The following is a 25,860-nucleotide window of genomic DNA, read 5'->3' as shown; positions in this document are numbered from 1 at the left end:
CAGTGAACGGTGCGGTTATTGCGCGAGCGATGTTGCGCTATCTGCCCGGGAGAGAAGCCAGACCGGCGGCGCACGAATGCGCCGCCGTGTCTTATCCGCGGGCGTAACGCCTGTCGCCGTTGCGCCGGATATAACGACGGTTAGCCAGCAGGCTCAGGCCGCAGCACAGCAGGTAATAGACCGCGCCGGTGAAGACAAAAATCGCCAGCGGGTAGATCTGCACCCGGTTATTGACCTGGCCGGCAACGGTGGTGAGTTCCGGCACGTTAACAATAAACGCCAGCGACGTGTCTTTCAGCAGGTTGATAAAAATCCCCACCAGTGAAGGCTGAACATTGCGCAGCGCCTGCGGCAGCAGGATTAAACGCAGCGCTTGTCCGGCAGAAAATCCCTGGGTTCGTGCCGCTTCAAACTGTCCGGCGGACAATGACTGCAGCCCCGCCAGCACCGAATGCATCACCGAGGCGGCGGTAAACCACGCCAGCGCCAGGGTGACCGTTACCGCCCCCGGCAGGTCGCTCCCGGTCAGCATCGGCAGCAGATACCAGAGCCAAAAAATGACGAAAATAAGCGGAATGCCGCGAATCAGCTCGGCCCACAGGAACAGCAGTCGGCGCACCAGCCCGCCATAGCGCCAGGCGGCGCCTGCCAGCAGAATGCCGAGAGGAAGCGCCAGCGCCGCGGCGCCGATCGCCATCATCAGCGTCAGCGCCACGCCGCCGGGAATGCCGTCCGCCAGCCGTCCCCACAGCAGGTAATCGAGGTTATCGGCGATGACCGCCAGATTAGCGTTCATGCTGTGCGCTCCTGTGCTGCGTGGCGCCCGGACCCAGACGCGCCAGCGCCATCCCCATCACCACCCCAAGCACCAGATACAGCGCCGTGCCGACGGCGAAGGCCTCCAGCGCATGGGCGTTATAGCTTTCGATTTGCCGCACCTGATAGGTCAGTTCGGCAAAGCCGATGCCGCTGGCCAGCGACGAGAGCTTCATCAGGTTCAGATACTGGCCGATAATCGGTTGCCAGGCGTTCGCCAGCCCCTGCGGCAGCAGAATATGACGCAGTTCGCCCCACGGTGTAAAACCTTGCGCAAGAGCGGCTTCCCGCTGACCGTGACTGACGGCACGCAGCCCGGAGGCGATCTCTTCCACCAGAAATGCCGAGGTGAATACTCCCAGCCCCCACATCGAGCAGAGAAACTCCGGGGTCAGCCACCAGACGTTACCCGGCAGAATGGACCAGGCGTGGTCGGCATTGATGAAATCCCGCGCCGTCAGCGGCAGCAGGTTCCAGGCAGCGAAATACCAGAACAGCAGCTGTACCAGCAGCGGCGTATTGCGAAACAGCGAGACCCAGCAGGCTACCAGGCCGCGTCCGGCGCGGCCGCCGCCTAAGCGCAGCGCCAGCAGCAGTACCGCCAGGACGGTAGCCAGGATCATCCCGGCGAGGCTGACCCACACGGTGGTCAGAAAGCCGGAGATGATCCACTGCAGCGGCTGCCCGCTCAGCACGCCGTGCCAGTCGAGAACCGGGTTCATTCGAGACTCTCCTGGTGCAGCGGATTGAGCACCTTTTGCAGAAAACGCCGCGTGCGGGCGTGCTGTGGCCGGGCGAAAAAGTCCGCCGGCGGCGCCACTTCGAGAATATCGCCGCCGTCGATAAACACCACCCGGTCGGCAATTTCGCGAGCAAACTGCATCTCATGCGTCACGACCACCATGGTAATGCCGCTGTGCGCCAGCTTCTTCATGACCAGCAACACTTCGCCGATCATTTCCGGATCGAGCGCCGAGGTGGGCTCATCGAAAAGAATAATTTGCGGCGACGAGGCGAGGGCGCGGGCAATGGCCACGCGCTGCTGCTGGCCGCCGGAGAGCTGGGCCGGCATCTGGCGGGCTTTATCCTCCAGCCCGACCTGTTGCAGCAGCGCCAGCGCGCGTTCGCGCGCGGCGGCTTTTTCCCAGCCGTGCACGCGCTCCAGCGCCAGGGTGATATTTTCCTGCGCCGTCAGATGGGCATAGAGGTTGAACTGCTGGAAAACAAAGCCCACGCGGCTGCGTAGCTGACGCAGCGCGCTGTCCGTGAGGTGGCGAGTGGGTTTGCCGTCGATCAGAATCTCGCCTCCGCTGAGGGATTCGAGCTGATTGATCAGACGGATCAACGTTGATTTTCCCGATCCTGATGGCCCGAGGATCGCGACTACTTCCCCGGGTTCTACCTGCAGATTGATGCCGTTGAGTACCTGATGGTCGCCGTAGCGTTTTGCCGCCTGGCGAAATTCAATACTGGCGCGCTGCAAATGCGAAAAATCCGCGGACGAAGCCGCGGAGCGTGAAAACAGACCCGATAACATATTATTTAGCTTCTATGGTAAACGCACGCGGCTGTGGAGTTTTGGTGGCAGGGCCAAACCAGACATCATAGATTTTGGCGGCCTGGCCCGATTTTTCCAGATTGACCAGCTCGTCGTTGACCGCTTTCAGCAGCGCCGGTTCGCCTTTCTTGACGCCAACGCCGATCTCCTCTTTGCTCAGCAAATCGGGGATGATTTTAAAGTTAGCTTTGTCCGGCGCCTCTGCCAGCAGGCCAGCGAGAATGGTGCTGTCCTGGGTGATGGCCTGGACGTTGCCGTTACGCAGGGCGGTCAGCGCCAGCGGAATATCGTCATAGGAGAGCACGCGAGACTGCGGGAAACGCTGATGCAGCGCCTGTTCGCCGGTGGTGCCTTTAACCGCGCCGATCCGTGCTTTGCTATAGCTGTCGAGCCGATCGGCAGATTTGACCGGCACGAGGAACTGCTGGCCGGTAACAAAATACGGGGTCGAAAAATCAATGACCTGCGCACGTTCCGGCGTGATGGTAATGTCGGCGACGATCAGGTCGGCCTTCCCGGATTGCAGCAGCGGGATCCGGTTGGCTGGGTTGGTGGCGACCAGCTCCAGTTTTACCCCAAGCGATTTTGCCAACGCCTGGGCGAAATCGACGTCATAGCCCACCAGCTGGTGAGTTTTGGGGTCGACCGAGCCAAACGGCGGGTTGGCGTCGAAGGTGGCGACTTTCACCACGCCGGCGGCTTTAATATCCGCCAGCTGGTCTGCCTGAACCTGTGCGGTCAGCGCCAGAACACCCAGCGCCAGCGCGATTTTCGTTTTTGCAATGCGCATGATTATTTCCCCTGAATCCCTGTTTTTGTTTTGTGCTTATCACGCTCCCACAAACCGACCGTCTCCGGCAAAGAAGAAAAAGTTCTTATCTATAGCAAAAAAGAACTTAGAGAGCGCATGGGTATTTGCCGACGTGACCGGCGGGATGATATGCGTCTTCCGGGATTGAAAACCCGGAATTGATATTTCCAGGCTCGGGTCATCTGTGGTTGAAATACGGTCAGGCAAATCGCTTCCCGACGGAGGAAAAATGAAAGTAGCTCTATGGCAACGATTAACGCGCTGGCTGGCTTTTTTATCTAACGGTGAAGCCGGGCAGCAGGATACCCAACGAATGATGGAGGCAATATTGCCGGTCGCCAGCCTTTACGGCGTGGATATCGGCAATGTTGAAACACGGTGGTTCCGTCATGATAAGACATACTGAGCGACGCTGGACGCGTGAAGCCTACTGGAACGAGGTGTGCTTTGTGTAGCGCGAGGCTGCTGGAGGTTGCGGCGAGCGGGATGCCATGCCGCAGCCTCCAGCGGCTTTAAATCTGTGCCATCCCCAGCGGTCTTACCTTGCCATGCAGCGCCGGGTTATCGCTCTCATCCTTAAGACGCACGCCGGTCAAACGACGTAAAAAAGCCTGCTCCAGCAGCCACGCCAGCTTAAAGGCGGCGGCATCATAGCTCAGCCCCTCCGGGCGAATATTCGAAATACAGTTACGCTCCGACTCCAGCCGTTGACGATGCGGTTGCCAGGTGAGATAGACGCCAAGGCTATCCGGCGAAGAGAGCCCCGGCCGCTCGCCGATTAATATCGCCACCGCCCTGGCCTTCAGCGTTTCGCCAATATCATCCCCCAGCGCCACCCGGGACTGATGAGCAAGCACGACCGGCGCAAGGCTTATGCCCAGCGTGTGTAGATAGGGCAGCAGCGCGCGGATCAGCGGCAGAGCCTGACGATGCACGGCATACGAGGAGAGCCCGTCGCCAATTACCAGCAGCAGATCCGCCGGGCGCACGCCGCTGGCGGCGAGATCGGCGCGGCTGGCCTCATCCAGTCGGCGCCCGAGATCCGGACGGTTAAGGTAAATATGCCGATCGCCGGCGGCGCTGCGTACCGTGAGCGAGGAGAGCCCCATTTCCGCCAGCCCCGGTGCCAGCTGTTCGCTGTCAAACGGCCGGTGAATAGTGTCCCGGGCTCTGGCATGAGCCAGACCAAAATTGAGCACTTCGCGCGTGGGCAGGCTGGCGCCGCTGCGCCCCAGCGCAATGCGCGCATCGGTAAATTCACGCAGCGGGTTCCAGGCGTCGGGGGGATTCATACCGGTTCTCCTTGCGGCAGGACGGACAGCAGCGGATGGCGGGCATCGGTCAGACGCAGGGTGCCATCCGGGTCGATAATGCGCATTTTCGTCAGCCAGGCGGCAAACTCCGGGGCGTGTTTCAGGCCGAGTAAGCGACGGGCGTACAGCGCATCGTGAAAGGAGGTGCTCTGATAGTTGAGCATAATATCGTCCGCGCCCGGCACACCGATTAAGAACGTCAGCCCGGCGGTACACAGCAGGGTCAGCAGAGTATCCATATCATCCTGATCCGCTTCGGCGTGGTTGGTATAGCAGACGTCGCAGCCGATCGGCAGCCCCATCAGCTTGCCGCAGAAGTGATCCTCCAGACCGGCGCGGATGATCTGCTTACCGTCGTAGAGATATTCCGGGCCGATAAAACCGACCACCGTATTGACCAGCAGCGGATCAAAATGGCGGGCAACGGCATAGGCGCGCGCTTCGCAGGTCTGCTGATCGACGCCGTGATGCGCATTGGCGGAGAGGGCGCTTCCCTGGCCGGTTTCGAAATACATCACGTTGTTGCCGAGGGTGCCGCGATTCAGGCTTAGCGCCGCCTCACGCGCCTCCTGCAGTAAGGCCAGATTAATACCAAAACCGCTGTTGGCCGCCTCGGTTCCCGCCACCGACTGGAACACCAGATCGACCGGCGCGCCGCGCTCAATCAGCTGCAGGGTGTTGGTGACGTGGGTCAGAATGCAGGACTGAGTGGGGATGGCGAAGCGCTGAATAATATCGTCGAGCATCTGGTTGAGCTGCGCCAGCACCGGCAGGCTGTCGCTTGCCGGGTTAATGCCGATCACCGCATCGCCCGCGCCGTACAGCAGGCCGTCAAGCATGCTGGCGGCGATGCCCTTCATGTCATCCGTCGGGTGATTGGGCTGCAGGCGGACGCTAAGATGACCCGGCAGCCCGATCGTATTGCGAAAACGGGTAATGACCTGGCACTTGCTGGCGGCGAGGATCAGATCCTGATTGCGCATCAGTTTGCTGACTGCCGCCGCCATTTCCGGCGTTATCGCCCGCGCGACCCGTTGCAGGGTGGCGGTATCGGTCGCGTCATCCAGCAACCAGTCGCGAAAATCCCCGACCGTCAGGTGGCGAATAGCGGCGAATCCACCGCTATCGTGGGTGTCGATAATCAGCCGGGTGACCTCATCCTGTTCATATGGGATCGGGGGATTGGCCAGAATCTCGGTCAGCGGGACCTCCGCCAGCGCGATTTTTGCCGCCATTCGCTCTTCGGCGCTTTCGGCGATCACGCCCGCCAGCGCATCGCCGGAGCGCGCCGGAGAGGCCTTCGCCATTAACGTCTTCAGACTATCAAAGCGCCAGACCTGGCCCGATAGCGTTGTTTTATACATGCCGCCTCCTCAGGAGACAATGCGCAGCTGTGGATCCGCCGGCGCACGCTCGCGGGAGGACGCGGTTTTGCGAAACCACAGATAGCCTCCCAGCATCATCGCCGCGAAAATCAGCGCCAGCAGCGGGTTATACCAGACCATCGCCACCAGACAGAGTACCGCCATCGCCAGGGCGAACGCCGGTGCCCACGGGTAGAGCGGCGCGCGGAACGGACGAATCAAATTTGGCTCGCTGCGGCGCAGCTTAAACAGCGCCGCCATCGAGGTGATATACATAACAATAGCGCCAAATACCGACATGGTGACGATACAGGCGGTCAGAGGCATCCCGCTGATGGTAATCAGCGAGTCGGAGAAAATCGCGGCCACGCCAACCACGCCGCCGGCGAGGATTGCCAGATGCGGCGTGCGGGTTCGACGGTTGAGAGTGGCAAGACCGGCAGGGAGATAGCCCGCCCGCGCCAGCGAGTAGATCTGCCGGGAATAGCCCATGATGATGCCGTGAAACGAAGCCACCAGACCGAACAGACCCAGCCACACCAGCATATGTAGCCAGCCGCTGCTGGTGCCGACCACCATTTTCATCGCCTGCGGCAGCGGGTCGTTGATGTTGGCCAGGGTGCGCCAGTCGCCAACGCCGCCGGCAAACACCATCACGCCAAGGGCCAGCACGGTGAGGGTCAGGATCCCGCCCCCCAGCGCGCGTGGGATGGTACGCTGCGGATCTTTTGCCTCTTCGGCCGCCATCGATGCGCCTTCAATGGCCAGAAAGAACCAGATAGCAAAGGGAATCGCAGCAAACATTCCCGGCAGCGCCAGGCCGCTGAAACTCTCTGCGCCTGCCCAGCCGTTGGCGGTAAAGTGGCTCCATGAGAAGCCCGGCGCCACCACGCCCATAAACACCAGCAGTTCGAAAATCGCCAGCAGGGTGACGATCAGCTCAAAGGTGGCGGCAATACCGACGCCGAGAATATTGAGGGTCATAAAGACCACGTAGGCGCCGCAGGCGACCCATTTAGGGTCCAGCGCCGGGAACTGGACGTTAAGATAGGCGCCGATCGCCATGGCAATCGCCGGCGGGGCAAAGACAAACTCAATCAGGGTGGCGAAACCGGCAATAAAACCGCCGGTCGGGCCGAATGCGCGGTAGGCGTAAGCGAAGGGGCCGCCCGCGTGCGGAATGGCGGTGGTCAGCTCGGTAAAGCTAAAGATAAAGGCGCAGTACATGGCGGCAATCGCCAGCGCCACAATCATAAAACCCAAGGTCCCGGCCTGCGACCAGCCGTAGCTCCAGCCAAAATATTCGCCTGAGATGACCAGCCCGACGGCGATCCCCCATAAACGGAAACTGCCGAGCGTTCTTTTTAATGTCGTGGTGTGCCCTGTCATATTCGCTGCCTCGCCAGATGAAGATGAGCAGGACGCTGCAAAGAGGATGCCAGAACAGGGCTGGCGTCTGCGCTTCACCCGGCGGCACAAGATGAACAAAAATGGGGCAAAAGACGGGGCAATCGCGCGACGGGATGGTGCAGCACGCTTTGCATTTTAGCCATCGGCAGGGTATAACAGACCCTCTTTGGATGTTTAGATGTCCATACGTTTAGAAGGTAATATGCAAACAACACAACAAGAAGGTGGGCAGTTAAAGCGCACCATGAAGACGCGTCATCTGATTATGCTGTCGCTGGGTGGCGTCATTGGCACAGGGTTATTCTTTAATACCGGGTATATCATCTCCACGACCGGCGCGGCGGGTACGCTGCTGGCCTATCTGATCGGCGCGCTGGTGGTCTGGCTGGTGATGCAGTGTCTGGGCGAGCTGTCGGTGGCGATGCCGGAAACCGGCGCTTTTCACGTCTATGCCGCACGCTATCTCGGTCCGGCGACCGGTTATACCGTGGCGTGGCTCTACTGGCTGACCTGGACGGTGGCGCTGGGTTCAAGTTTCACCGCCGCCGGGTTTTGCATGCAGTACTGGTTTCCGCAGGTGCCGGTGTGGATCTGGTGCGTCCTGTTTTGCGCGCTGATCTTTGGCCTTAACGTCATCTCCACACGCTTCTTCGCCGAAGGTGAATTCTGGTTTTCGCTGGTGAAAGTCGTCACCATCATTGCCTTTATTATTCTTGGCGGCGCCGCCATTTTTGGCTTTATTCCTATGCAGGATGGTTCATCGGCGCCGGGTCTGCACAACATCACCGCCGAAGGCTGGTTCCCCCACGGTGGATTGCCGATTCTGATGACCATGGTGGCAGTGAATTTCGCCTTCTCCGGTACTGAGCTTATCGGGATTGCCGCCGGCGAGACGCAAAACCCGCATCAGGTCATCCCGGTCGCTATCCGCACGACCATCGCGCGGCTGATTATCTTTTTTATCGGCACCGTTTTTGTGCTGGCGGCGCTGATCCCGATGCAGCAGGCGGGGGTGGAAAAAAGCCCGTTTGTGCTGGTGTTCGAGAAGGTGGGTATCCCCTATGCGGCGGACATTTTTAACTTTGTGATCCTCACGGCCATTCTCTCGGCGGCCAACTCCGGGCTGTATGCTTCCGGGCGGATGCTGTGGTCGCTGGCGAATGAAAAGACGCTGCCGGCCTGTTTTGCCAAAGTCAACAAGAACGGCGTGCCGCTGATCGCCCTGTCGGTCAGTATGCTGGGCGGCGTACTGGCGCTGTTTTCCAGCGTGGTGGCGCCGGATACGGTCTTTGTTGCGCTGTCGGCTATCTCCGGCTTTGCGGTGGTGGCGGTCTGGCTAAGCATCTGCGCATCGCACTTTATGTTCCGCCGCCGCCACCTCCAGCAGGGGAAAGCGCTGAGCGAACTACACTATCGCGCTCCGTGGTACCCGCTGGTGCCGGTGCTGGGCTTTATTTTGTGTCTGGTGGCCTGTATTGGTCTCGCCTTTGACCCCAGCCAGAGAATTGCGCTGTGGTGCGGGATTCCGTTCGTCGCCCTGTGTTATGGTGCGTACTACCTGACTCGTTCACGGGCATTGACCCAGGAGCCTCAACATGTCGCAGAATAATCCGTTAACCGCCATCCTGGACGCACAGCCCTTTATTTTGCTGGACGGCGCGATGGCGACGGAGCTGGAAGCGCGCGGCTGCAATCTTGCCGACAGCCTGTGGTCGGCGAAAGTGCTGGTCGACAACCCGGAACTTATCCGCGAAGTCCATCTGGACTACTTTCGCGCCGGTGCGCAGGTGGCGATTACCGCCAGCTATCAGGCTACTCCGGCGGGGTTTGCCGCCCGCGGGCTGGATGAAGCGCAGTCGAAGGCGCTGATCGGTAAAAGCGTTGAACTGGCGCGCAAGGCACGGGAAGCGTATCTGGCGGAGAACCCGCAGGCGGGCACGCTGCTGGTTGCCGGTTCAGTCGGGCCGTACGGCGCGTTCCTGGCGGACGGTTCGGAGTATCGTGGCGATTATGTCCGTAGCCACGAAGAGTTTCAGGCGTTCCACCGTCCGCGGGTGGAAGCGCTGCTCGACGCCGGGGCCGATCTGCTGGCCTGTGAAACCATGCCCGGCTTTGCCGAGATTAAGGCGCTGGCTGAGCTGTTGAGTACCTATCCTCGTGCGCGGGCGTGGTTCTCGTTTACCCTGCGCGATGCGCAGCATCTCAGCGACGGGACGCCGCTGCGGGAAGTGATTTCCATACTGGCAAACTACCCGCAGATTGTGGCGCTGGGCATTAACTGTATTGCGCTGGAAGAGACCACCGCGGCGCTGGAGCATCTGCATAGCCTGACGGCGCTGCCGCTGGTGGTCTACCCCAACTCCGGCGAGCATTATGACCCGGTGAGCAAAACCTGGCATCACCACGGCGAAGCGTGTGAAACGCTGGCGGGATATTTACCTCGATGGCTGGCCGCAGGGGCGAAACTGATTGGCGGCTGCTGCCGGACGACGCCGAAGGATATTGCTGAGCTGAACGCGCAGCGCTGAGTGGGCGCCGGGTGGCGCTGCGCTTACCCGGCCTACAAGGTATCCGAACTCCCATGCGCAGATGGCGCTGCGCTTACCCGGTCTACAAGGTATCCGAACTCCCATGCGCAGGTGGCGCTTTGCTTACCCGACCGGCAAGGTATCCGAACCGTAGGCCGGGTAAGGCGTAAGCCGCCACCCGGCATCCGTCACGCCGCATCGGCCAGCACAAACATCCGGTCCGGGTGGATTTCGAGGTCATCCGGTTGCAGGACCCCATGCGCAGGCGGCGCTTTGCTTACCCGACCGGCAAGGTATCCGAACCGTAGGCCGGGTAAGGCGTAAGCCGCCACCCGGCATCCGTCACGCCGCATCGGCCAGCACAAACATCCGGTCCGGGTGGATTTCGAGGTCATCCGGTTGCAGGACCCCATGCGCAGGTGGCGCTTTGCTTACCCGACCGGCAAGGTATCCGAACCGTAGGCCGGGTAAGGCGTAAGCCGCCACCCGGCATCCGTCACGCCGCATCGGCCAGCACAAACATCCGGTCCGGGTGGATTTCGAGGTCATCCGGTTGCAGGACCCCATGCGCAGGTGGCGCTTTGCTTACCCGACCGGCAAGGTATCCGAACCGTAGGCCGGGTAAGGCGTAAGCCGCCACCCGGCATCCGTCACGCCGCATCGGCCAGCACAAACATCCGGTCCGGGTGGATTTCGAGGTCATCCGGTTGCAGGACCCCATGCGCAGGTGGCGCTTTGCTTACCCGACCGGCAAGGTATCCGAACCGTAGGCCGGGTAAGGCGTAAGCCGCCACCCGGCATCCGTCACGCCGCATCGGCCAGCACAAACATCCGGTCCGGGTGGATTCCGAGGTCATCCGGTTGCAGAACCCCATGCGCAGGCGGCGCTGCGCTTACCCGACCGGCAAGGTATCCGAACCGTAGGCCGGGTAAGGCGTAAGCCGCCACCCGGCATCCGTTACGCCGCATCGGCCAGCACAAACATCCCGTACGGGTGGATTTCGAGGTAATACTGCTCGCCGACATCCGGCTGCAGCCGCGTCGCGTTCACCTGCAGCAAAATTTCCTGCCCGTGCCACTCCACCGTCACCTCATACTGCGGTCCCATATAGGCCACGTGGCGGATGGTGCAGCGCTGGCTCTCCTCGCCGCGATCGCTCAGGGTAATCGCCTCCGGACGTACGCCGACGCTGCCTTCGCCCTGGGCGGCAAAATGCAGCGGTCTCGGCAGCCGATAGCCATAAATATCGACAAAATCCTCGCTGAAGGCGGCCGGGAACAGGTTGGCGTCGCCCATAAAGCTCGCCATAAAGCGCGACGCGGGCTGGCGGTAAAGATCCTGCGGCGAGCCGATCTGCATGATATGACCTTTATTCATCACCAGCACGGTATCGGAAACCGCAAAGGCTTCGCTCTGATCGTGGGTCACGTACAGCGAGGTGATATCAAACTGTTTTTGCAGTTCGCGGATCTTATCGCGCATGCTGCGCCTGAGGTTGGCGTCGAGGTTACTCAACGGCTCATCAAATAGCAGCACCTTCGGCTTGAGGATCAGGGCGCGCGCCAGCGCCACGCGCTGCTGCTGACCGCCGGAGATCTGATCGACATAGCGGTCTTCGAATCCTTCCAGATCCACCATCGCCAGCGCCTCTTTCACCCGCGCTTTCACGTCGCTGCGCGACACGCCAAGCATCTTCAGACCGTAGCCGACGTTATCCCCCAGCGACATGTGCGGGAACAAGGCATAAGACTGAAACACCATGCAGATGTCGCGTTGCTGAATCGAGCGATGGGTAACGTCCTCACCATCAATGAAAATCTGTCCTTCGCTCGGTTTTTCCAGCCCGGCCACCAGGCGCAGAATAGTCGTCTTACCGCAGCCGGAAGGGCCGAGCAGCGTCACCATTTGCCCCTGCGGAATGGTGAGATTGATAGTGTCGATAACCATGTTGCTGCCGAATCGCTTGGTGACGTTGCGCAGCTCAACAAAATTTTTCTGACTCATAGTGCGCTCCATTACGCCTGGTTTTTGGCTTTTGAACGGGAGATACGCGCTTCCCCGATCAGCCAGTCAAAGATGAAAATAATCGCCAGCATCACCACGATCAGAATCGAACCGTAGGCGATCGCCACGCCGTATTCGCCGTCTTCCACGCGGTTCAGAATGTAGGCCGTCGCCACGCGGGTATCCGGCGTCACGAGGAACACAATGGCGCTGACGGTAGTAATGGCGCGCACAAAGCTGTAGATCAGCGCCGACAAAATAGCCGGGCGCAGCAGCGGCAGCAGAATGTGCGTAATGGTGCGCAGGCTTCCGGCGCGTAGGCTGAGCGAGGCTTCATCCAGCGATTTATCGATCTGGCCTAGGCCGGCAATGCCCGCCCGAATGCCCACCGGCACGTTACGCATCACCATTGAGATAATCACAATCGCCGCCGTTCCGGTGAGGTACACCGGCGCGCTGTTAAAGGCGAGAATATAGGAGACGCCCGCCACGGTGCCCGGTACCGCGAAGCACAGCATGGTGGTGAACTCGATGGTCTTTTTGCCCTTAAACTGCTGGCGCACCACGACCCAGGCGATCAACAGGCCGAAGGCGGCGGTGATCGGCGCGGCGATCCCGGCGTAGAGCAGGGTGTCGAGTAGCGAAGGCCATGCCCCGTCGCTCATGCCCTGACCGAACAACTTGATAAAATTATCCAGCGTCAGGGTGTAGTCCACGCCCCAGTTGACGGTGAAGCTGCCGTAGAAAATGCTGCCGTAGAGCAGGGCGTTGAAGGCTACCCACACCGCCAGAATGGCGATCACGCTCCACACCAGGGTCACCGGCAGCGGCTGCACGTCGCCGCGATAGGACTTACCGGAGACCGTGACGTAGGAGCGCTTGCCGATCCACATATACTGAATACAGAACACCAGCAGGGAGAACAGCAGCAGGAACGCGCCCAGCGTGCTCGCCGCCTGATAATCGAGCTGTGAACCGGTGATGTAGAAGTAGATCTGCGTTGCCAGCACGTCGAAGTTGCCGCCGAGCACCAGCGGGTTGCTGAAGTCGGCCAGCGACTGGACGATGACGATCAAAAACGCATTCGCCAGCGCCGGTTTCAGCAGCGGGACGAAGACGCCGTTAAAGGTCTGCCAGCGGCTGGCGCGCAGGGTGTACGACGCCTCCTCCAGCGACGGATGGATAGTCTTAATCGCGCCGTCGAGGATCATAAACGCCATTGGGGTGAAGGCCAGCACCTGCGCTAACCAGATACCGGTAAACCCGTACAGCCAGTTGGTGTTGGTTAAGCCGAACCACTCCACCATAAACTCGGTGACATAGCCGGAACGGCCCATCATCAGGGTTACGCCGAGGCCGACGACGAACGGCGGGGTGACGATGGGCAGAATCGAGAAGATGCGGCCAATAACGGCGCTGCGTCTGGCGATGCGGGTGGTGTAAATCGCCAGTACCAGCCCGAAGAAGGTGCAGCCGATGCCTACCGCAATCGACAGGGCGATGGAGTTGAGGATCACCTGGACAATATGCGCCTGCGACAGCACGGCCATAAACGCCAGCGGCGCGAACTCGCCGGCGTCGTTGGTGAACATCGGGATAAAAATGGCGATGCTCGGCCAGACGATAAAGACGCCAATTAACGCGACGATGGTGACCAGCGAACCAATCACAAAGCGGTCGCCGCCCAGCCATTCAAGGCGGGTGAGCGCCAGTGTCATGATAGCGCCCAGCGCGACAAACAGCACGATGGTGGCGTAGCCTAACCCACGACCTTCAACGGTGGCGCTGATGACGATAAACGCCATACATAACAGCGCCCAGCCCGCGTCGAGGTAGTGGCGGCCGCGCTGCTCCCGCGCCGCTTCCTGCCATGGACGAATCAGCAGCAGGCTCGGCAACAGATACCACAGCCAGCTGATATTGAACTGTGACCAGCCGTAGGCCGCGACGATTTCATCGCTCGTGGACTCCAGCAGACCGTAATCCAGGCTCCAGCTTGGCAGCAGGGCGAACGCCAGCCAGCCAAACAAAACCCAAAGGAATATCGCATCCCGTTTTTTCACGGGATGGAGTGCAAGTGTGTGTGACATAGCGGTTCCGGTGTTGAGGAAGGTATTGGCCGGGCAAGGCGAAGCCGCTGCCCGGCATTAACCGCAAGAGTGGGCTTATTTACCCATCTTCACTTCGCTGACCCATTTATTGATCAGCGCTTTACGCACGTCGGTTGAGCCGTATTTATCCATGTCGTAGTTGATAAGCTTCAGGTCGTCGAGCTTCAGCGAGTTCGGCGAGGTTTCGGCGGTGGTGTTGGTCAGGATCTGATAAGACTTGCCTTTTTTCCACGCCAGCTCCTGGGCATCTTTCGACAATACCCAGTCGACAAACAGCCTGGCGTTGTCGAGGTTGCGCGCGCCCTTCAGAATACTGACGCCGCCAATTTCATAGCCGGTGCCTTCGCAGGGAGAGATCAGCTCCAGCGGTGCGCCCTGTTCTTTTTCCAGCGAGTAGTCGTGCAGGAAGCCGATGCCGATGGCCGTTTCACCACGGGCGGCGTTACGCGCCGGGGCGATACCGGATTTGGTGTACTGAGAGACGTTGGCGTTGAGCTGTTTCAGGTAATCAAAGGCCTGATCTTCTCCCCACAGCTGGGCGAAGGTCGCCAGCGCGGTATAGGCGGTGCCGGAGCTTTGCGGGTCGGCGATCTGGATTTCGCCTTTGTATTCCGCTTTGGTCAGATCCTTCCAGCATTTTGGCACCGGCAGATTTTTCTCTTTCAGGCGCTGGGTATTCACGCCGAAGCCGAGGATGCCGACGTACACCGCCGAAGAGTAGTTGCCTTTCAGCTTCGCCGGATCGCGGAACTGCTCCATCACCTGCGTAAGATTCGGCGACTGATAGGGTTGCAGCAGACCCATTTCACCGGCCTGGGACTGCGGATCGAGGGTGCCGCCGTACCAGACATCGGCCTGCGGGTTTTTCTTCTCGGCATCGACCTTCGCCAGCGTGCTACCGGAACCGTTGCGGATAAACGAGGTTTTCACATCATATTTGTCGCCGAAGGCTTTAGTTTCGGCTTCACACATTTCGTTGGTGGCGCTGCAGTAGACCACCAGTCGACCTTTGGCGTGCGCCGCGCCGCTTAGCGTCGCCAGCGCAATGCCGGAAGCAATCAGGGTAGGGACCAGCGTTTTTTTCATTATTTTATCCTTTGAGCAGCAGAGGTAGTAATGCTCGCCATCAGCAGCGGCATCAGCAATAAACCCATCAGTACCGCGGCGACCGAGAGCAAACTGAACATGCCCGGCCAGCCGTAGCGTTCAATGACCAGCGACAGAGGCCAGCCCGCCAGCGCTGCCCCCAGATAGGCGAACAGGCCGAGAAAACCCGTAATCGAACCCGCCGCCGCTTTGTGTCCGCACTCCACCGCCGCGAGGCCAATCAACATTTGCGGGCCAAAGACGAAAAAGCCCACCGTAAAGAAACAGACCGCCAGCAGCGCGTAGTGATGCACCGGGGCCAGCCAGAGGGCGGCGACGGAGACCATCAGCCCCAGCGTGAAAAGCAAAATCATCGGCGCCCGCTGGCCGCTGAACAGCAGATCCGAGCCCCAACCGGCGAACAGTGCGCCAAGCAGCCCGCCCGCTTCAAACAACATGACCGTGGCATTGGCGCTGAGCAAATTGACGCCGTGGCTCTCCGTCAGCCAGATGTTGCCCCAGTCGTTGAGCGCAATGCGGATCAGGTAGACCAGCACGTAAGAGACGCCCAGCAGCCAGATCATGGAGTTCTTCAGCATCGTGGTCCGCAACATCTGCCATAGCCCCATCGGCGGGCTTTGCTGCTCCTGCCGCAGTTCCAGCGGATCCTGGCGCCAGGCGCCCACTGACGGCAGTCCCTCTTCCTGAGGCGTCCCTTTCAGCTGCAGCGTTAACCCGATCCCCAATGCCATGCTGATAATCCCCGGTGTCAGCATCGCCGCCTGCCAGCCCCACCAGTGGGCGGCAAAGGCGCTAATCAGGGGGATAATCGCCCCACCGATATTGATCGACATATTCCAGCACCCCCACCAGAAACCGCGTTCGTTGCGCGAATACCAGTGGGTCAGCAGGCGGGCGCAGGGGGGCCATCCCCAGCCCTGGAAAAATCCGTTCAGCGACCAGACCGCCAGCAGCAGCGTCAGCGACTCGCCAAAGGCGAACACCACGTTCAGCAGGCCGGTAGCGAACAGGCCAACGCCCATAAACCAGCGCTGCCCGTGGCTGTCGTGCCACAGCCCGGCGGTAAACTTCGACACGCCGTAGGCCAGATAAAACAGCGACCCCATCAGGCCGATATCGCCTTTATCCAGCCCCAGATCCGTTTGCAGCGCCGGCAGTACGTAGTTGACGCTTTTACGCGTCAGGTAAAACGCGGCATAGCCGATCACCATGTACATCAGCAGCTGTGGACGCAGCGTCCGGTAATGTTGATTGATGTCGGTTGCTGAGCGTGCGTGCATAGCCGTCTCCGTTTTGCTGACTATAAGAAAGTGAATTCGAAAGGGGATGAGAGAAAGTCCGCAGTGGCTAAGACTTTTTCCTGGTTAGCAGGCTGTTTGTTGCAAATTTGTGGGCAGGTTAACAATTACCCGCGTCCCGCGCTGCGATTCCAGCGTCAGCTCGCCGCCCAGGGCGCTGACCCGCTCGCGCATACCCTGGATACCGAATCCGGCAATTTTGTCTGGGCTGATACCGACGCCGTTATCCTTCACTTCGAGGCGCAGCCGCGTCCCCTGCTGAAACAGGGCAATGGCGACCTCGCTGGCGTCGGCGTGTTTACAGACGTTATTGAGCAACTCCTGCAGCAACCGATAGAGGGTGAAACGCACCGTTTCGCTCTCCGGGGTGGCGGTAAGCTGGTAGTCAAAATGGCAGCGGATACCGCGCTCGGCAAAGGCAAACTCATTGAGCAGATGGTGCAGCGCCTCTTTAAACGACAGTTCGTCGAGCGCCGGGGGACGCAGCTGGCGCAGCAGCTGGCGGGTGGAGTGGTGAATACGCCGGGCGAGCTCGTTAATCTGGCTGGCGGCGGCCTGGCTCTGCGCCGGATCGCGCGCCCGTTTTACCAGCTGCGACTGGATCTGAATGGCGGTGATGTTCTGGCCTATTTCGTCATGCAGTTCGCGCGCCAGGCTTTTGCGGGTGTCCTCTTCGGTGTGGATCAGCTTTTCGGTCAGCGCCCGTCGCGCCGCCAGCTCCGTTTCCAGCCGCTGGCGGTAGTGGTGCAGGTTTTGCGCCAGATGCTGCTGACGGCTGATGGCAATGCCCAGCCCGATGCCGAGCAGCGCCTGAGTCGCCAGAAAAATTTCCAGCTCCACCAGATTACTGAATCCGACGCCAACCTGGCGGGCGATAGTGATCATCATGCTGCCCAGCAGGCCAGAGAGGACGCCGCCCTGCCAGCCGAACTTCCACGCCATCACCACGTTTGGCAAAAACACCACAATTAACAGCAGGCGCTCGATTTCCGGCGACAGCACCATCTGGGTGCCGATGCCGATGATAAAGAACAGACTGCACCAGATGATTAACGAAGTGCGCAACGGCGGGTTGTTGGTATCCAGCCCCAGCAGGTGGTAGCGGTGTTGCTGGCGCAGGAATTCAAAAATCAGATAGACAAACGGCGTCAGCAGCACGCCGCCGGTAAACGAGGCCAGACCGAGCATCATCGCCGGGCTTTTGACAAACGACGAGAGCAGGGCGGTGTTGAGTAATGCGCTGGCGGTCACCGTGGCCAGCAGCAGCGTCAGCCGCTGCCAGTAGAGAGGAAAACGATGCCAGAACTGTTGAGCGAGAGCGGCAGGGAGCAGGCTAATCAACGGCGCGGCCAGCAGAATATAACCGTTCAGCAGCTGTTCGCTGCGCAGCCAGAGCAGCATCAGCAGAGGGGGGATCACTAGCGCGGGCCAGTAGCGGCGCGAAAGCAGGATCAGCAGCGCCAGATAGACGCCGTGCGGCAGGAACAGCGCCGCCTGCTGGCCGTTATGGGTCAGATAAAACCCGAGCGTCCACAGCATCAGCCAGCCGGTTCCCCAGGCCAGCACAATGAACAGCGAAATGACCCCGTGGCGAAGGCTGCGCGACATTAATGCCCTGCCAGCAGCTGGTGGTCGAGCGCGAAGTGCACCAGTTCGATGGTGCTTTGGCAGTGCAATTTGCCCAGAACGTTGGCGCGATGGACATGCACCGTTTTGTGGCTGAGATCGAGCTTGAAGGCAATTTCTTTTACGCTATCGCCTTTGACCAGTAAATCAAACACTTCACGTTCACGCGGGGTGAGTCCCTCCAGCACCCTCGCCGGTTGTTCACCGCCGCGCAGCGCCCGCAGCGCATCGGCGCACAGGTAGTGTCCGCCCATGCCGACAGAACGGACCGCCTGCACTAACTCTTCCGGGCCGCAACGCTTGGTCAGATAGCCGCTGGCGCCCGCATCGAGTGCGCTCTGTACAAAAGTCGGGGTGTCATAAATGCTGAGAATAATGGCGCGAAACTGCGGTTTTTGCGCGCGCAGGCGCTTGAGCAGACTCAGACCGTTTTCATCCGGCATGGCGATATCCATGACCGCCACGTTGACGTCGTCGCGTAATAACGCCGGCCAGGCTTCCGCCGCGCTGCTGAACTGGCCAACGATGTCGAGATCCTCTTCGAGACTGAGTAGCTGCGCAAAACCGGAGCGCACCACCACATGGTCATCGACCAGCACAACACGAATCATATTCATACTCTCATAGCGAATCATGGTTGTATGATGCCTGCCGCCGCTGCGCTGGCAATCTCCGGGGTGCGGATATGTAACGAATGTAACGAAATCTTAATACACGTCATCCTTCAAGCTGCCGCTTTGTGGGCTGTAGATTACTCGGCCCGCCCCTTACGAGGCCGCTGCGAGCAGCGTTCAAATCCGCTCCCGCAGATTTGTCAGAAACCCCGGTCACATCGTTATCTATGCTCCAGGGATTGTATGAGAGGCATCCCAGCTTCTCTTCGGGGGCAGCCTGCGGCTGTACAAATTCGTTCCCGACGGATTTGTCGTTCCCTTGCCGCCTCGACGCATCTTGAATGGTTTTGTGTATAAGCATTGCCGCTTTTTTTCTAAAAACACTTTGTTCTTAGCAAGAATTTTTAATTACTTCATCAAATGCATCGCGGCGGAAATACTGCACCCATAACAACTATGGGAAGCAGACACTATGGCACTATCATCGCGTATTACACTCATTGCCGCACTGGCACTGGCCGCATTCCAGGCGCAGGCGGTCAACGTCACCGTCGCGTATCAGACTTCCGCTGAGCCGGCGAAAGTCGCCCAGGCGGATAACACCTTTGCCAAAGCGAGCGGCGCAACCGTTGACTGGCGCAAATTCGATAGTGGCTCGAGCATCGTGCGGGCGCTGGCATCCGGCGATGTGCAAATCGGCAACCTCGGTTCCAGCCCGCTGGCGGTCGCCGCCACGCAACAGGTGCCGATTGAAGTGTTCCTGCTGGCGTCAAAGCTCGGAAACTCTGAAGCGCTGGTGGTGAAAAAGAGCATCAGCAAACCGCAAGACCTGATCGGTAAACGCATTGCGGTACCGTTTATCTCCACAACCCATTACAGCCTGCTGTCGGCGCTCAAACACTGGGGCATTAAGCCGGGCCAGGTGCAGATTATCAACCTGCAGCCGCCGGCGATTATTGCCGCCTGGCAGCGCGGAGACATTGACGGCGCCTATGTCTGGGCCCCGGCGGTGAACGAACTGGAAAAAGAGGGCAAAGTGCTGACCGATTCATCCCAGGTGGGAGAGTGGGGCGCGCCGACGCTGGATGTCTGGGTGGTACGCAAAGATTTTGCCGAGAAACACCCTGAGATTGTGAAAGCTTTTGCGAAAAGCGCGATCGATGCCCAGCAACCGTACATTGCCAATCCGGATGCGTGGCTGAAGCAGCCGGATAATATCAGCAAGCTGTCGCGCCTGAGCGGCGTGCCGGATGCCGATGTGCCGGGGCTGGTAAAAGGCAATACCTATCTCACCGCCGCGCAGCAGGCCCAGGAGCTGAATGGTCCGGTGAATCAAGCGATCGTCGACACCGCGAAGTTCCTCAAAGAGCAGGGCAAAGTCCCGACGGCCGGCACCGACTACAGCCAGTACGTCACCGACCGTTTTGTGAAGTAAAGGAGGCCACGATGCTGCAAATCTCGCATCTTTCCGCCGACTACGGCGGTAAACCGGCGCTGGCGGATATCAACCTGACGCTGGACAGCGGCGAATTGCTGGTGGTCCTCGGACCCTCCGGCTGCGGTAAAACCACGCTGCTGAACCTGATTGCCGGATTCGTGCCTTATCAGCACGGCAGCATCACCCTCGAAGGCCAGCGGGTAGAAGGGCCGGGCGCCGAGCGCGGCGTGGTGTTTCAGCATGAAGGGTTGCTGCCCTGGCGCAACGTACAGGATAACGTCGCGCTGGGACTCCAGCTGGCGGGCGTGGACAAAGCTGCTCGCCGGGAAACCGCGGTGCGGATGCTGAAGAAAGTGGGCCTCGAAGGAGCGGAAAAGCGCTTTATCTGGCAGCTCTCCGGCGGCCAGCGCCAGCGGGTCGGCATTGCCAGAGCGCTGGCGGCAAACCCGCAGCTGCTGTTGCTGGATGAGCCGTTTGGCGCGCTGGATGCCTTCACCCGCGAGCAGATGCAAACCCTGCTGCTTAGCCTGTGGCACGAGACCGGCAAACAGGTACTGCTGATTACGCATGATATTGAAGAGGCTGTATTTATGGCCACCGAACTGGTGCTGCTGTCGCCGGGGCCGGGCCGGGTGCTGGAGCGGCTGCCGCTGAATTTTGGTCGCCGCTTTATCGCCGGCGAATCCTGCCGCAGCATTAAATCTGACCCGCAGTTTATCGCACAGCGTGAATATGTCCTGAGCCGGGTATTTGAACAACGGGAGGCCTTCTCATGAGCGTGGTGATTAATGACAAACCCCAGCCGCGGACGCTGAAGTGGCGCTGGCCGCTCTCCCGCCAGCTGACGCTGAGTTTCGCCACGCTGGCGGTGCTGCTGGCGATCTGGTGGGGCGTGACCGCCCTGCAGCTGATTAGCCCGCTGTTTCTTCCGCCGCCGCAGCAGGTATTACAGAAACTGATCGTCATTGCCGGCCCGCAGGGCTTTATGGATGCCACGCTCTGGCAACATCTGGCGGCGAGCCTGACACGGATCGCGGTCGCCCTGGTTGCGGCGACGATCCTTGGCGTGCCGGTCGGGATCGCCATGGGCCTGAGCCCGACGATCCGCGGGATTCTCGATCCGCTGATCGAACTGTATCGACCGGTGCCGCCGCTGGCCTGGCTGCCGCTGGTGATCATTTGGTTCGGCATTGGCGAAACGCCAAAAATATTACTGATTTATCTCGCGATTTTTGCGCCAGTGGTGATGTCGACGTTGGCGGGGGTGAAAAGCGCCCAGCAGGTACGGATTCGCGCCGCGCAATCTTTAGGCGCCAGCCGGGCGCAGGTGCTGTGGCTGGTGATTTTGCCCGGCGCATTACCGGAAATTCTCACCGGCCTGCGTATCGGGCTCGGGGTGGGCTGGTCAACGCTGGTGGCCGCCGAACTGATTGCCGCCACCCGCGGATTAGGTTTTATGGTGCAGTCCGCCGGTGAGTTTCTCGCCACCGATGTGGTGCTGGCCGGGATCGCGGTGATTGCGATCATCGCCTTTTTACTGGAACTGGGGCTGCGCGCGTTGCAGCGTCGCCTGACGCCCTGGCATGGAGAAGTACAATGAGCGAACGTTTAAGCATTACCCCGCTGGGGCCATATATTGGCGCGCAGGTTTCCGGCGTCGACATTACCCGCCCGCTGAGCGACAACCAGTTTGAGCAGCTGTATCACGCGGTATTGCGCCATCAGGTCGTGTTCCTTCGCGAGCAGAACATTACGCCCGAGCAGCAGCGGGATCTCGCCCTGCGCTTTGGCGACCTGCATATTCATCCGGTTTATCCCCATGCGCCGGGCGTTGATGAGATTATCGTTCTCGATACCCACGACGATAATCCGCCGGATAACGATAACTGGCACACCGATGTCACCTTTATTGCGACGCCGCCCGCCGGGGCGATCCTGGCGGCAAAAGAGCTGCCTTCAACCGGCGGCGATACTCTGTGGACCAGCGGCGTTGCGGCGTATGAGGCGCTCTCTGAGCCTGTGCGCCAGCTGCTAAGCGGCCTGCGGGCGGAGCATGATTTTCGTAAATCGTTCCAGGAGTATAAATACCGCAAAACCGAAGAGGAGCATCGGCGCTGGCTGGAGGCGGTTGCGAAAAACCCGCCGCTGCTGCACCCGGTGGTGCGCACCCACCCGGTGACCGGCAAACAGGCGCTGTTTGTCAATGAGGGGTTCACCACCCGCATTGTCGACGTGACGGAAAGAGAGAGCGAGGCGCTGCTCGGCTTCCTGTTCGCCCACGTCACAAAGCCGGAGTTTCAGGTACGCTGGCGCTGGCAGCCGAACGACGTGGCGATTTGGGATAACCGCGTCACCCAGCACTACGCCAACGCCGATTACCTGCCGCAGCGGCGCATTATGCACCGGGCGACGATTCTCGGGGATAAGCCCTATTACCGGGCGGGGTAATTTCTGTCACCCGGCTGGGGCGCAACGCGCCGCAGGCCGGGAGATAACGCGCGATAAATGCGCGCCGATTTAGTGCTGATAGCGCGCCTCCGGGAAGAGGTCTTTATGCCGATTTTTGCCCGTCTAAATGCACCCCAATATAGCGCTGATAGCGGTTGGCCTTCAGATAGGTCAAATCTACCAGCACCAGACCATCCACGCAGTTGTTGAAATCCGGGTCGCTGCCGAAATCGATAAACTGCACGCCGCCAGGCTCGCAGACTTCCGAATACTGCTTATACAGCGGCGGGATCGCGCAGCCGAGGTTGCCGAGCAGGGATTTCAACCGCGCCAGGTCGTCGTTGTAATCTTCCCCGCCAAACTGCGTCAGCACATCCGGTAGGGAGGCAGGATAAGGGCGACGGGATTCCGCCAGCGGATGCGTCGCCGGGAACCACAGACGGTAGAATGCCACCAGCAGATCGCGAGCCGCGGGCGGCAGGCCGCCGGAAATGGAGACCGGGCCGAACAGATAGCGATAGTGCGGGTAGCGCGCCAGCCAGGCCCCGATGCCGCACCACAGATAATCCAGCCCGCGACGCCCCCAGTAGCGCGGCTGAATAAAGCTCCGACCCAGTTCAATCCCGTGGGTGAGGATATCCTCCATCCGCGCGTCGTAGTGAAACAGGCTGTAGCTATAGATCCCTTCCAGGCCGCGTTTTTCCAGCTGCATGGCGGTAGGCATAAAGCGATAGGCGCCGACGATTTCCAGGTCCTCTTCGTCCCACAGAATCAGGTGCAGGTAATCGTCATCATAGCTGTCAACGTCGCGGCGTTTGCCGCTGCCTTCGCCCACCGCGCGAAAGGCAATCTCGCGCAGGCGGCCCAGCTCGCGCAGCAGCGGCGCATCTTCCTTACCGTCGCGCTGCCACAGATAGATGATTTTGCCATCTGCCGTGCGCCCGAGGCACTCCGCCTGGCTGAGCTCGCGCTTAAGCAGGGCGCGATCCTCGGGACGGGCAATGGCGCTTTCTGTTTTAAATACCCCCGGCATCCCTTTGCCCAGCCGCTCAACGTGGCGATAGAAGCGATCCGCCAGTTCGCGCGGAGGCGTTTGCGCGCTGTACCACGAGGACCAGGCAATCTGTTGACCGATAGCGATCGGCAGGCTGCTGTTACGCCGGCGGAACATTTGCTGCATCAGTAGCAGCAGCGGCAGATTGTCGGAGAGCAGAGTGCTGGCGTAAAACAGCGCGCTGTTGTGCGCCCGGATCCATACCGGCAGCAGCGGGGCGCGGTACCTGGTCGCCAGTTTGATAAAGCCAGAGTGCCATTTTTTATCGCGGATCCCCCGGCGCGTCGGGCGTGAGACTTCTCCCGCAGGGAAAAAGATCAGCACGCCGCCGTTCTGCAGCTGGTTATCCATCTGTTGCAGCGCAGTTTTGGCGGTACGGCCGTTGATATTGTCAACGGGAATAAACAGCGAGCTCAGCGGTTCAAGATGGGTTAACAGGCGGTTAGTCACGACTTTGACATCGCGGCGCACGCGGGAAACGGCATAGAGTAACGCCAGGCCGTCAAGCGTGCCGGTGGGGTGGTTAGCGACGATCACCAGCGGACCGTGTTCAGGGATTTGTTCCAGATCGTGTGCCGGGATGGCGCAGCGGATATTGAGATGTTCGAGCACCTGTTCGACCGTATCAAGCCCTTTCAGGTGGCGATGGCGAGCGGCAAATTGTTGAAACTCTTCTTCATGGAGTAATTTTCTGAGTAGTTTTTTTTGCCAGGGGGCAGGCCTCGCCTGAGGCCACAGGTCGTCGAGTACATTGTCGAGACTAAACATAGCGCTTCCTCCTCCGTCCTGCCCAGACAGTAGAAGGTGCAGATGTCGCTCAGATTACAGTTGAGTGAAGATTTGGGACTGACGCGAGTTCATTCCCCCGGGTTGCGGCTGGCGCCTGAACGGGGCTACCGGAGCAGGCCGTAGCCCCGGTAAGCGTAGGGCTACCGGGGGAATGACGGGAAATTAACGCAGGATTTTCTTTTCAGCCAGATCGAGGGCGAAGTAGCTGAAGATCAGATCGGCACCGGCGCGCTTAATGGCACCGAGGCTTTCCAGCACCACTTTTTCTTCGTCGATAGCGCCGGCCTGAGCGGCAAATTTGATCATCGCGTATTCGCCGCTCACCTGATAGGCGCCGAGGGGCAGATCGCTGCGTTCGCGGATATCGCGCAGAATATCAAGATAGGCGCCGGCCGGTTTGACCATCAGGCAATCTGCGCCCTGGGCTTCATCCAGCAGGGATTCGCGAATAGCTTCACGGCGGTTCATCGGGCTCATCTGGTAGGTTTTACGATCGCCTTTCAGCGCGGTACCGGCCGCTTCGCGGAACGGGCCATAGAATGAAGAGGCAAACTTGGTGGAGTAGGACATGATGGCCGTACGGGTAAAACCGGCGGCGTCCAGCGCCTGGCGAATCGCCTGCACCTGACCATCCATTGCCGCGGAGGGCGCGATAAAATCGGCGCCTGCCGCAGCGGCAACCACCGCCTGTTTGCCAAGGTTCACCAGGGTAGCGTCGTTGTCGACGCCGTGGTCGCACAATACGCCGCAGTGGCCGTGTGAAGTGTATTCACAGAAGCAGGTATCGGACATAACAATCATCTCCGGTACTGCGTCCTTACTGATGCGTGACATACGCGCCACCAGGCCGTTCTCATTCCAGGCATCGCTGCCGGTCGCGTCGGTATGGTGCGAAATACCGAAGGTCATCACCGAGCGGATACCGGCGTTGGCGATACGCTCGATTTCCCGCGCCAGGTATTTTTCCGGAATACGCATCACGCCAGGCATGGCTTCGATGGCTTTGTAATCGTCGATTTCTTCTTCAACAAAGATCGGCAACACCAGGTCATTCAAACTCAGTGTTGTCTCTTCAAACATGGCGCGCAGCGCAGCGGATTGACGCAAACGGCGGGGGCGAGTGATTAAATCTGTCATGGTTTGCCTGATTTTGTGAAATGAAAGAGCACAGTATACCTGAGTTTGTGTACGGGTGTTTTACGAAAGTGGCTCAAAACGGCCCATGCAGGGAATGGCGATAATGAGAGTGTAAATCTCATCGGTGTGATGAGTTAAACATATTTGCAGATAATATTTTTATTTTTGTACATGTTAAATATTGATGGTTTTATTGGCTCCTGAAATGGATTTAATCTGATTTTTTATTTATTCATTGGTTTTTTGTTTTCAGGTATAAATATTTATTTGCTGTATGGTGTGTGTTTTCTTTAGGTAATTAGATGAAATTGTTTACTTTGTTTTTAAACTTCCGGCTTGAGTTATAAAATCATTGTCCGGTTTCGGACTTTGGATGAAAAATAATTGAACCTTTCTCGGGTGATACCGCATAATCGTTGTCGCGAAGCATAAT

General features: G+C 59.6%; 22 protein-coding genes. 7 read left to right on the top strand and 15 right to left on the bottom strand.

Annotated features, from left to right (window positions below):
• Nucleotides 1–91: 91 nt before the first annotated feature.
• Genes Q1L34_RS21090 through Q1L34_RS21075 form a run of 4 tightly spaced genes read right to left on the bottom strand, consistent with a single transcriptional unit; the run spans nt 92 to nt 3,164 of the window.
• Nucleotides 92–796, bottom strand: coding sequence for an amino acid ABC transporter permease (locus Q1L34_RS21090; RefSeq protein ID WP_004858383.1), 705 nt, complete (start codon nt 794–796; stop codon nt 92–94).
• Nucleotides 786–1,538 (bottom strand): amino acid ABC transporter permease, encoded by a 753-nt coding sequence (locus Q1L34_RS21085; RefSeq protein WP_004858385.1) that lies wholly within the window; start codon nt 1,536–1,538, stop codon nt 786–788. The genes Q1L34_RS21090 and Q1L34_RS21085 overlap by 11 nt, the downstream gene beginning before the upstream one ends.
• On the bottom strand, nt 1,535–2,353 hold the full coding sequence (locus tag Q1L34_RS21080; RefSeq protein ID WP_064357462.1) for an amino acid ABC transporter ATP-binding protein: 819 nt from the start codon (nt 2,351–2,353) through the stop codon (nt 1,535–1,537). The genes Q1L34_RS21085 and Q1L34_RS21080 overlap by 4 nt, the downstream gene beginning before the upstream one ends.
• A 1-nt stretch (nt 2,354) precedes the next feature.
• Nucleotides 2,355–3,164, bottom strand: a complete 810-nt coding sequence (locus Q1L34_RS21075; RefSeq protein WP_004858392.1) for an ABC transporter substrate-binding protein — start codon at nt 3,162–3,164, stop codon at nt 2,355–2,357.
• 250 nt (nt 3,165–3,414) lie between these two features.
• On the opposite strand from Q1L34_RS21075, the gene Q1L34_RS21070 reads away from it, so the two are divergent.
• Nucleotides 3,415–3,591 (top strand): hypothetical protein, encoded by a 177-nt coding sequence (locus Q1L34_RS21070; protein ID WP_015585065.1) that lies wholly within the window; start codon nt 3,415–3,417, stop codon nt 3,589–3,591.
• Nucleotides 3,592–3,697: 106 nt separating this feature from the next.
• Here Q1L34_RS21070 and eutC read toward each other — a convergent pair whose 3' ends face one another.
• Genes eutC through eat form a run of 3 tightly spaced genes read right to left on the bottom strand, consistent with a single transcriptional unit; the run spans nt 3,698 to nt 7,251 of the window.
• Complete coding sequence (gene eutC / locus Q1L34_RS21065) at nt 3,698–4,477, bottom strand: ethanolamine ammonia-lyase subunit EutC (protein ID WP_316094679.1); 780 nt, start codon at nt 4,475–4,477, stop codon at nt 3,698–3,700.
• Nucleotides 4,474–5,862 carry an ethanolamine ammonia-lyase subunit EutB gene (locus Q1L34_RS21060; RefSeq protein WP_015585064.1) on the bottom strand — a complete coding sequence of 463 codons (1,389 nt, stop codon included), beginning with the start codon at nt 5,860–5,862 and terminating at the stop codon, nt 4,474–4,476. The genes eutC and Q1L34_RS21060 overlap by 4 nt, the downstream gene beginning before the upstream one ends.
• Before the next feature lie 9 nt (nt 5,863–5,871).
• On the bottom strand, nt 5,872–7,251 hold the full coding sequence (gene eat, locus Q1L34_RS21055; protein ID WP_004858404.1) for an ethanolamine permease: 1,380 nt from the start codon (nt 7,249–7,251) through the stop codon (nt 5,872–5,874).
• 223 nt (nt 7,252–7,474) lie between these two features.
• Here eat and mmuP point away from each other — a divergent pair, with 223 nt between their 5' ends.
• Nucleotides 7,475–8,881, top strand: coding sequence for an S-methylmethionine permease (gene mmuP / locus Q1L34_RS21050; protein WP_104895435.1), 1,407 nt, complete (start codon nt 7,475–7,477; stop codon nt 8,879–8,881).
• Complete coding sequence (gene mmuM, locus Q1L34_RS21045; protein ID WP_004858411.1) at nt 8,868–9,800, top strand: homocysteine S-methyltransferase; 933 nt, start codon at nt 8,868–8,870, stop codon at nt 9,798–9,800. The genes mmuP and mmuM overlap by 14 nt, the downstream gene beginning before the upstream one ends.
• A 958-nt stretch (nt 9,801–10,758) precedes the next feature.
• On the opposite strand, the gene fbpC is transcribed toward mmuM, so the two are convergent.
• The 6 genes from fbpC to Q1L34_RS21015 all read right to left on the bottom strand — a co-directional run bounded on the left by fbpC (nt 10,759) and on the right by Q1L34_RS21015 (nt 18,558).
• On the bottom strand, nt 10,759–11,805 hold the full coding sequence (fbpC, locus tag Q1L34_RS21040; RefSeq protein WP_004858415.1) for a ferric ABC transporter ATP-binding protein: 1,047 nt from the start codon (nt 11,803–11,805) through the stop codon (nt 10,759–10,761).
• Nucleotides 11,806–11,816: 11 nt separating this feature from the next.
• Nucleotides 11,817–13,895: an ABC transporter permease gene (locus Q1L34_RS21035; protein ID WP_099842824.1), complete on the bottom strand. Its 2,079-nt coding sequence runs from the start codon at nt 13,893–13,895 to the stop codon at nt 11,817–11,819.
• A 75-nt stretch (nt 13,896–13,970) separates the two neighbouring features.
• Nucleotides 13,971–15,002 (bottom strand): ABC transporter substrate-binding protein, encoded by a 1,032-nt coding sequence (locus tag Q1L34_RS21030; RefSeq protein ID WP_103072968.1) that lies wholly within the window; start codon nt 15,000–15,002, stop codon nt 13,971–13,973.
• A complete protein-coding gene (gene uhpC, locus Q1L34_RS21025; protein WP_152308874.1) occupies nt 15,002–16,303 on the bottom strand; it encodes an MFS transporter family glucose-6-phosphate receptor UhpC in 1,302 nt (433 codons plus the stop codon). The genes Q1L34_RS21030 and uhpC overlap by 1 nt, the downstream gene beginning before the upstream one ends.
• A gap of 84 nt (nt 16,304–16,387) precedes the next feature.
• A complete protein-coding gene (locus Q1L34_RS21020; protein ID WP_015585061.1) occupies nt 16,388–17,929 on the bottom strand; it encodes an MASE1 domain-containing sensor histidine kinase in 1,542 nt (513 codons plus the stop codon).
• Nucleotides 17,929–18,558 (bottom strand): response regulator transcription factor, encoded by a 630-nt coding sequence (locus Q1L34_RS21015; protein ID WP_015585060.1) that lies wholly within the window; start codon nt 18,556–18,558, stop codon nt 17,929–17,931. The genes Q1L34_RS21020 and Q1L34_RS21015 overlap by 1 nt, the downstream gene beginning before the upstream one ends.
• 475 nt (nt 18,559–19,033) lie before the next feature.
• Here Q1L34_RS21015 and tauA point away from each other — a divergent pair, with 475 nt between their 5' ends.
• From tauA to tauD, 4 genes are read left to right on the top strand one after another with little or no spacing between them, the layout of a single operon-like run.
• The gene (gene tauA, locus Q1L34_RS21010; RefSeq protein WP_004858433.1) at nt 19,034–19,996 is read left to right on the top strand and encodes a taurine ABC transporter substrate-binding protein; all 963 of its coding nucleotides are present in this window, start codon (nt 19,034–19,036) and stop codon (nt 19,994–19,996) included.
• 11 nt (nt 19,997–20,007) lie between these two features.
• A complete protein-coding gene (gene tauB, locus Q1L34_RS21005) occupies nt 20,008–20,775 on the top strand; it encodes a taurine ABC transporter ATP-binding subunit (RefSeq protein ID WP_004858436.1) in 768 nt (255 codons plus the stop codon).
• A complete protein-coding gene (gene tauC, locus Q1L34_RS21000) occupies nt 20,772–21,599 on the top strand; it encodes a taurine ABC transporter permease TauC (RefSeq protein ID WP_004858438.1) in 828 nt (275 codons plus the stop codon). Before tauB ends, tauC begins: the two co-directional genes overlap by 4 nt.
• Nucleotides 21,596–22,447 (top strand): taurine dioxygenase, encoded by an 852-nt coding sequence (gene tauD, locus Q1L34_RS20995; RefSeq protein ID WP_048022718.1) that lies wholly within the window; start codon nt 21,596–21,598, stop codon nt 22,445–22,447. The genes tauC and tauD overlap by 4 nt, the downstream gene beginning before the upstream one ends.
• A 103-nt stretch (nt 22,448–22,550) precedes the next feature.
• On the opposite strand, the gene olsF is transcribed toward tauD, so the two are convergent.
• On the bottom strand, nt 22,551–24,269 hold the full coding sequence (olsF, locus tag Q1L34_RS20990) for a bifunctional ornithine lipid synthase OlsF (protein WP_327204269.1): 1,719 nt from the start codon (nt 24,267–24,269) through the stop codon (nt 22,551–22,553).
• A gap of 183 nt (nt 24,270–24,452) precedes the next feature.
• Entirely contained in the window at nt 24,453–25,427 is a 975-nt protein-coding gene (hemB, locus tag Q1L34_RS20985; protein ID WP_004858446.1) for a porphobilinogen synthase, read from the bottom strand.
• Between the last annotated feature and the right edge of the window lie 433 nt (nt 25,428–25,860).

It is taken from the genome of Klebsiella ornithinolytica, from assembly GCF_030505655.1.
Lineage (GTDB): Bacteria > Pseudomonadota > Gammaproteobacteria > Enterobacterales > Enterobacteriaceae > Klebsiella > Klebsiella ornithinolytica.
Note: the sequence above shows the minus strand (reverse complement) of the source record. Positions and strands in the feature narration are given on the sequence as shown.

Coding starts and splice junctions, on each gene's coding strand:
- Q1L34_RS21090 (WP_004858383.1), bottom strand. CDS start 796: ATGAACGCTAATCTGGCGGTCATCGCCGATAACCTCGATTACCTGCTG.
- Q1L34_RS21085 (WP_004858385.1), bottom strand. CDS start 1,538: ATGAACCCGGTTCTCGACTGGCACGGCGTGCTGAGCGGGCAGCCGCTG.
- Q1L34_RS21080 (WP_064357462.1), bottom strand. CDS start 2,353: ATGTTATCGGGTCTGTTTTCACGCTCCGCGGCTTCGTCCGCGGATTTT.
- Q1L34_RS21075 (WP_004858392.1), bottom strand. CDS start 3,164: ATGCGCATTGCAAAAACGAAAATCGCGCTGGCGCTGGGTGTTCTGGCG.
- Q1L34_RS21070 (WP_015585065.1), top strand. CDS start 3,415: ATGAAAGTAGCTCTATGGCAACGATTAACGCGCTGGCTGGCTTTTTTA.
- eutC (WP_316094679.1), bottom strand. CDS start 4,477: ATGAATCCCCCCGACGCCTGGAACCCGCTGCGTGAATTTACCGATGCG.
- Q1L34_RS21060 (WP_015585064.1), bottom strand. CDS start 5,862: ATGTATAAAACAACGCTATCGGGCCAGGTCTGGCGCTTTGATAGTCTG.
- eat (WP_004858404.1), bottom strand. CDS start 7,251: ATGACAGGGCACACCACGACATTAAAAAGAACGCTCGGCAGTTTCCGT.
- mmuP (WP_104895435.1), top strand. CDS start 7,475: ATGCAAACAACACAACAAGAAGGTGGGCAGTTAAAGCGCACCATGAAG.
- mmuM (WP_004858411.1), top strand. CDS start 8,868: ATGTCGCAGAATAATCCGTTAACCGCCATCCTGGACGCACAGCCCTTT.
- fbpC (WP_004858415.1), bottom strand. CDS start 11,805: ATGAGTCAGAAAAATTTTGTTGAGCTGCGCAACGTCACCAAGCGATTC.
- Q1L34_RS21035 (WP_099842824.1), bottom strand. CDS start 13,895: ATGTCACACACACTTGCACTCCATCCCGTGAAAAAACGGGATGCGATA.
- Q1L34_RS21030 (WP_103072968.1), bottom strand. CDS start 15,002: ATGAAAAAAACGCTGGTCCCTACCCTGATTGCTTCCGGCATTGCGCTG.
- uhpC (WP_152308874.1), bottom strand. CDS start 16,303: ATGCACGCACGCTCAGCAACCGACATCAATCAACATTACCGGACGCTG.
- Q1L34_RS21020 (WP_015585061.1), bottom strand. CDS start 17,929: ATGTCGCGCAGCCTTCGCCACGGGGTCATTTCGCTGTTCATTGTGCTG.
- Q1L34_RS21015 (WP_015585060.1), bottom strand. CDS start 18,558: ATGATTCGTGTTGTGCTGGTCGATGACCATGTGGTGGTGCGCTCCGGT.
- tauA (WP_004858433.1), top strand. CDS start 19,034: ATGGCACTATCATCGCGTATTACACTCATTGCCGCACTGGCACTGGCC.
- tauB (WP_004858436.1), top strand. CDS start 20,008: ATGCTGCAAATCTCGCATCTTTCCGCCGACTACGGCGGTAAACCGGCG.
- tauC (WP_004858438.1), top strand. CDS start 20,772: ATGAGCGTGGTGATTAATGACAAACCCCAGCCGCGGACGCTGAAGTGG.
- tauD (WP_048022718.1), top strand. CDS start 21,596: ATGAGCGAACGTTTAAGCATTACCCCGCTGGGGCCATATATTGGCGCG.
- olsF (WP_327204269.1), bottom strand. CDS start 24,269: ATGTTTAGTCTCGACAATGTACTCGACGACCTGTGGCCTCAGGCGAGG.
- hemB (WP_004858446.1), bottom strand. CDS start 25,427: ATGACAGATTTAATCACTCGCCCCCGCCGTTTGCGTCAATCCGCTGCG.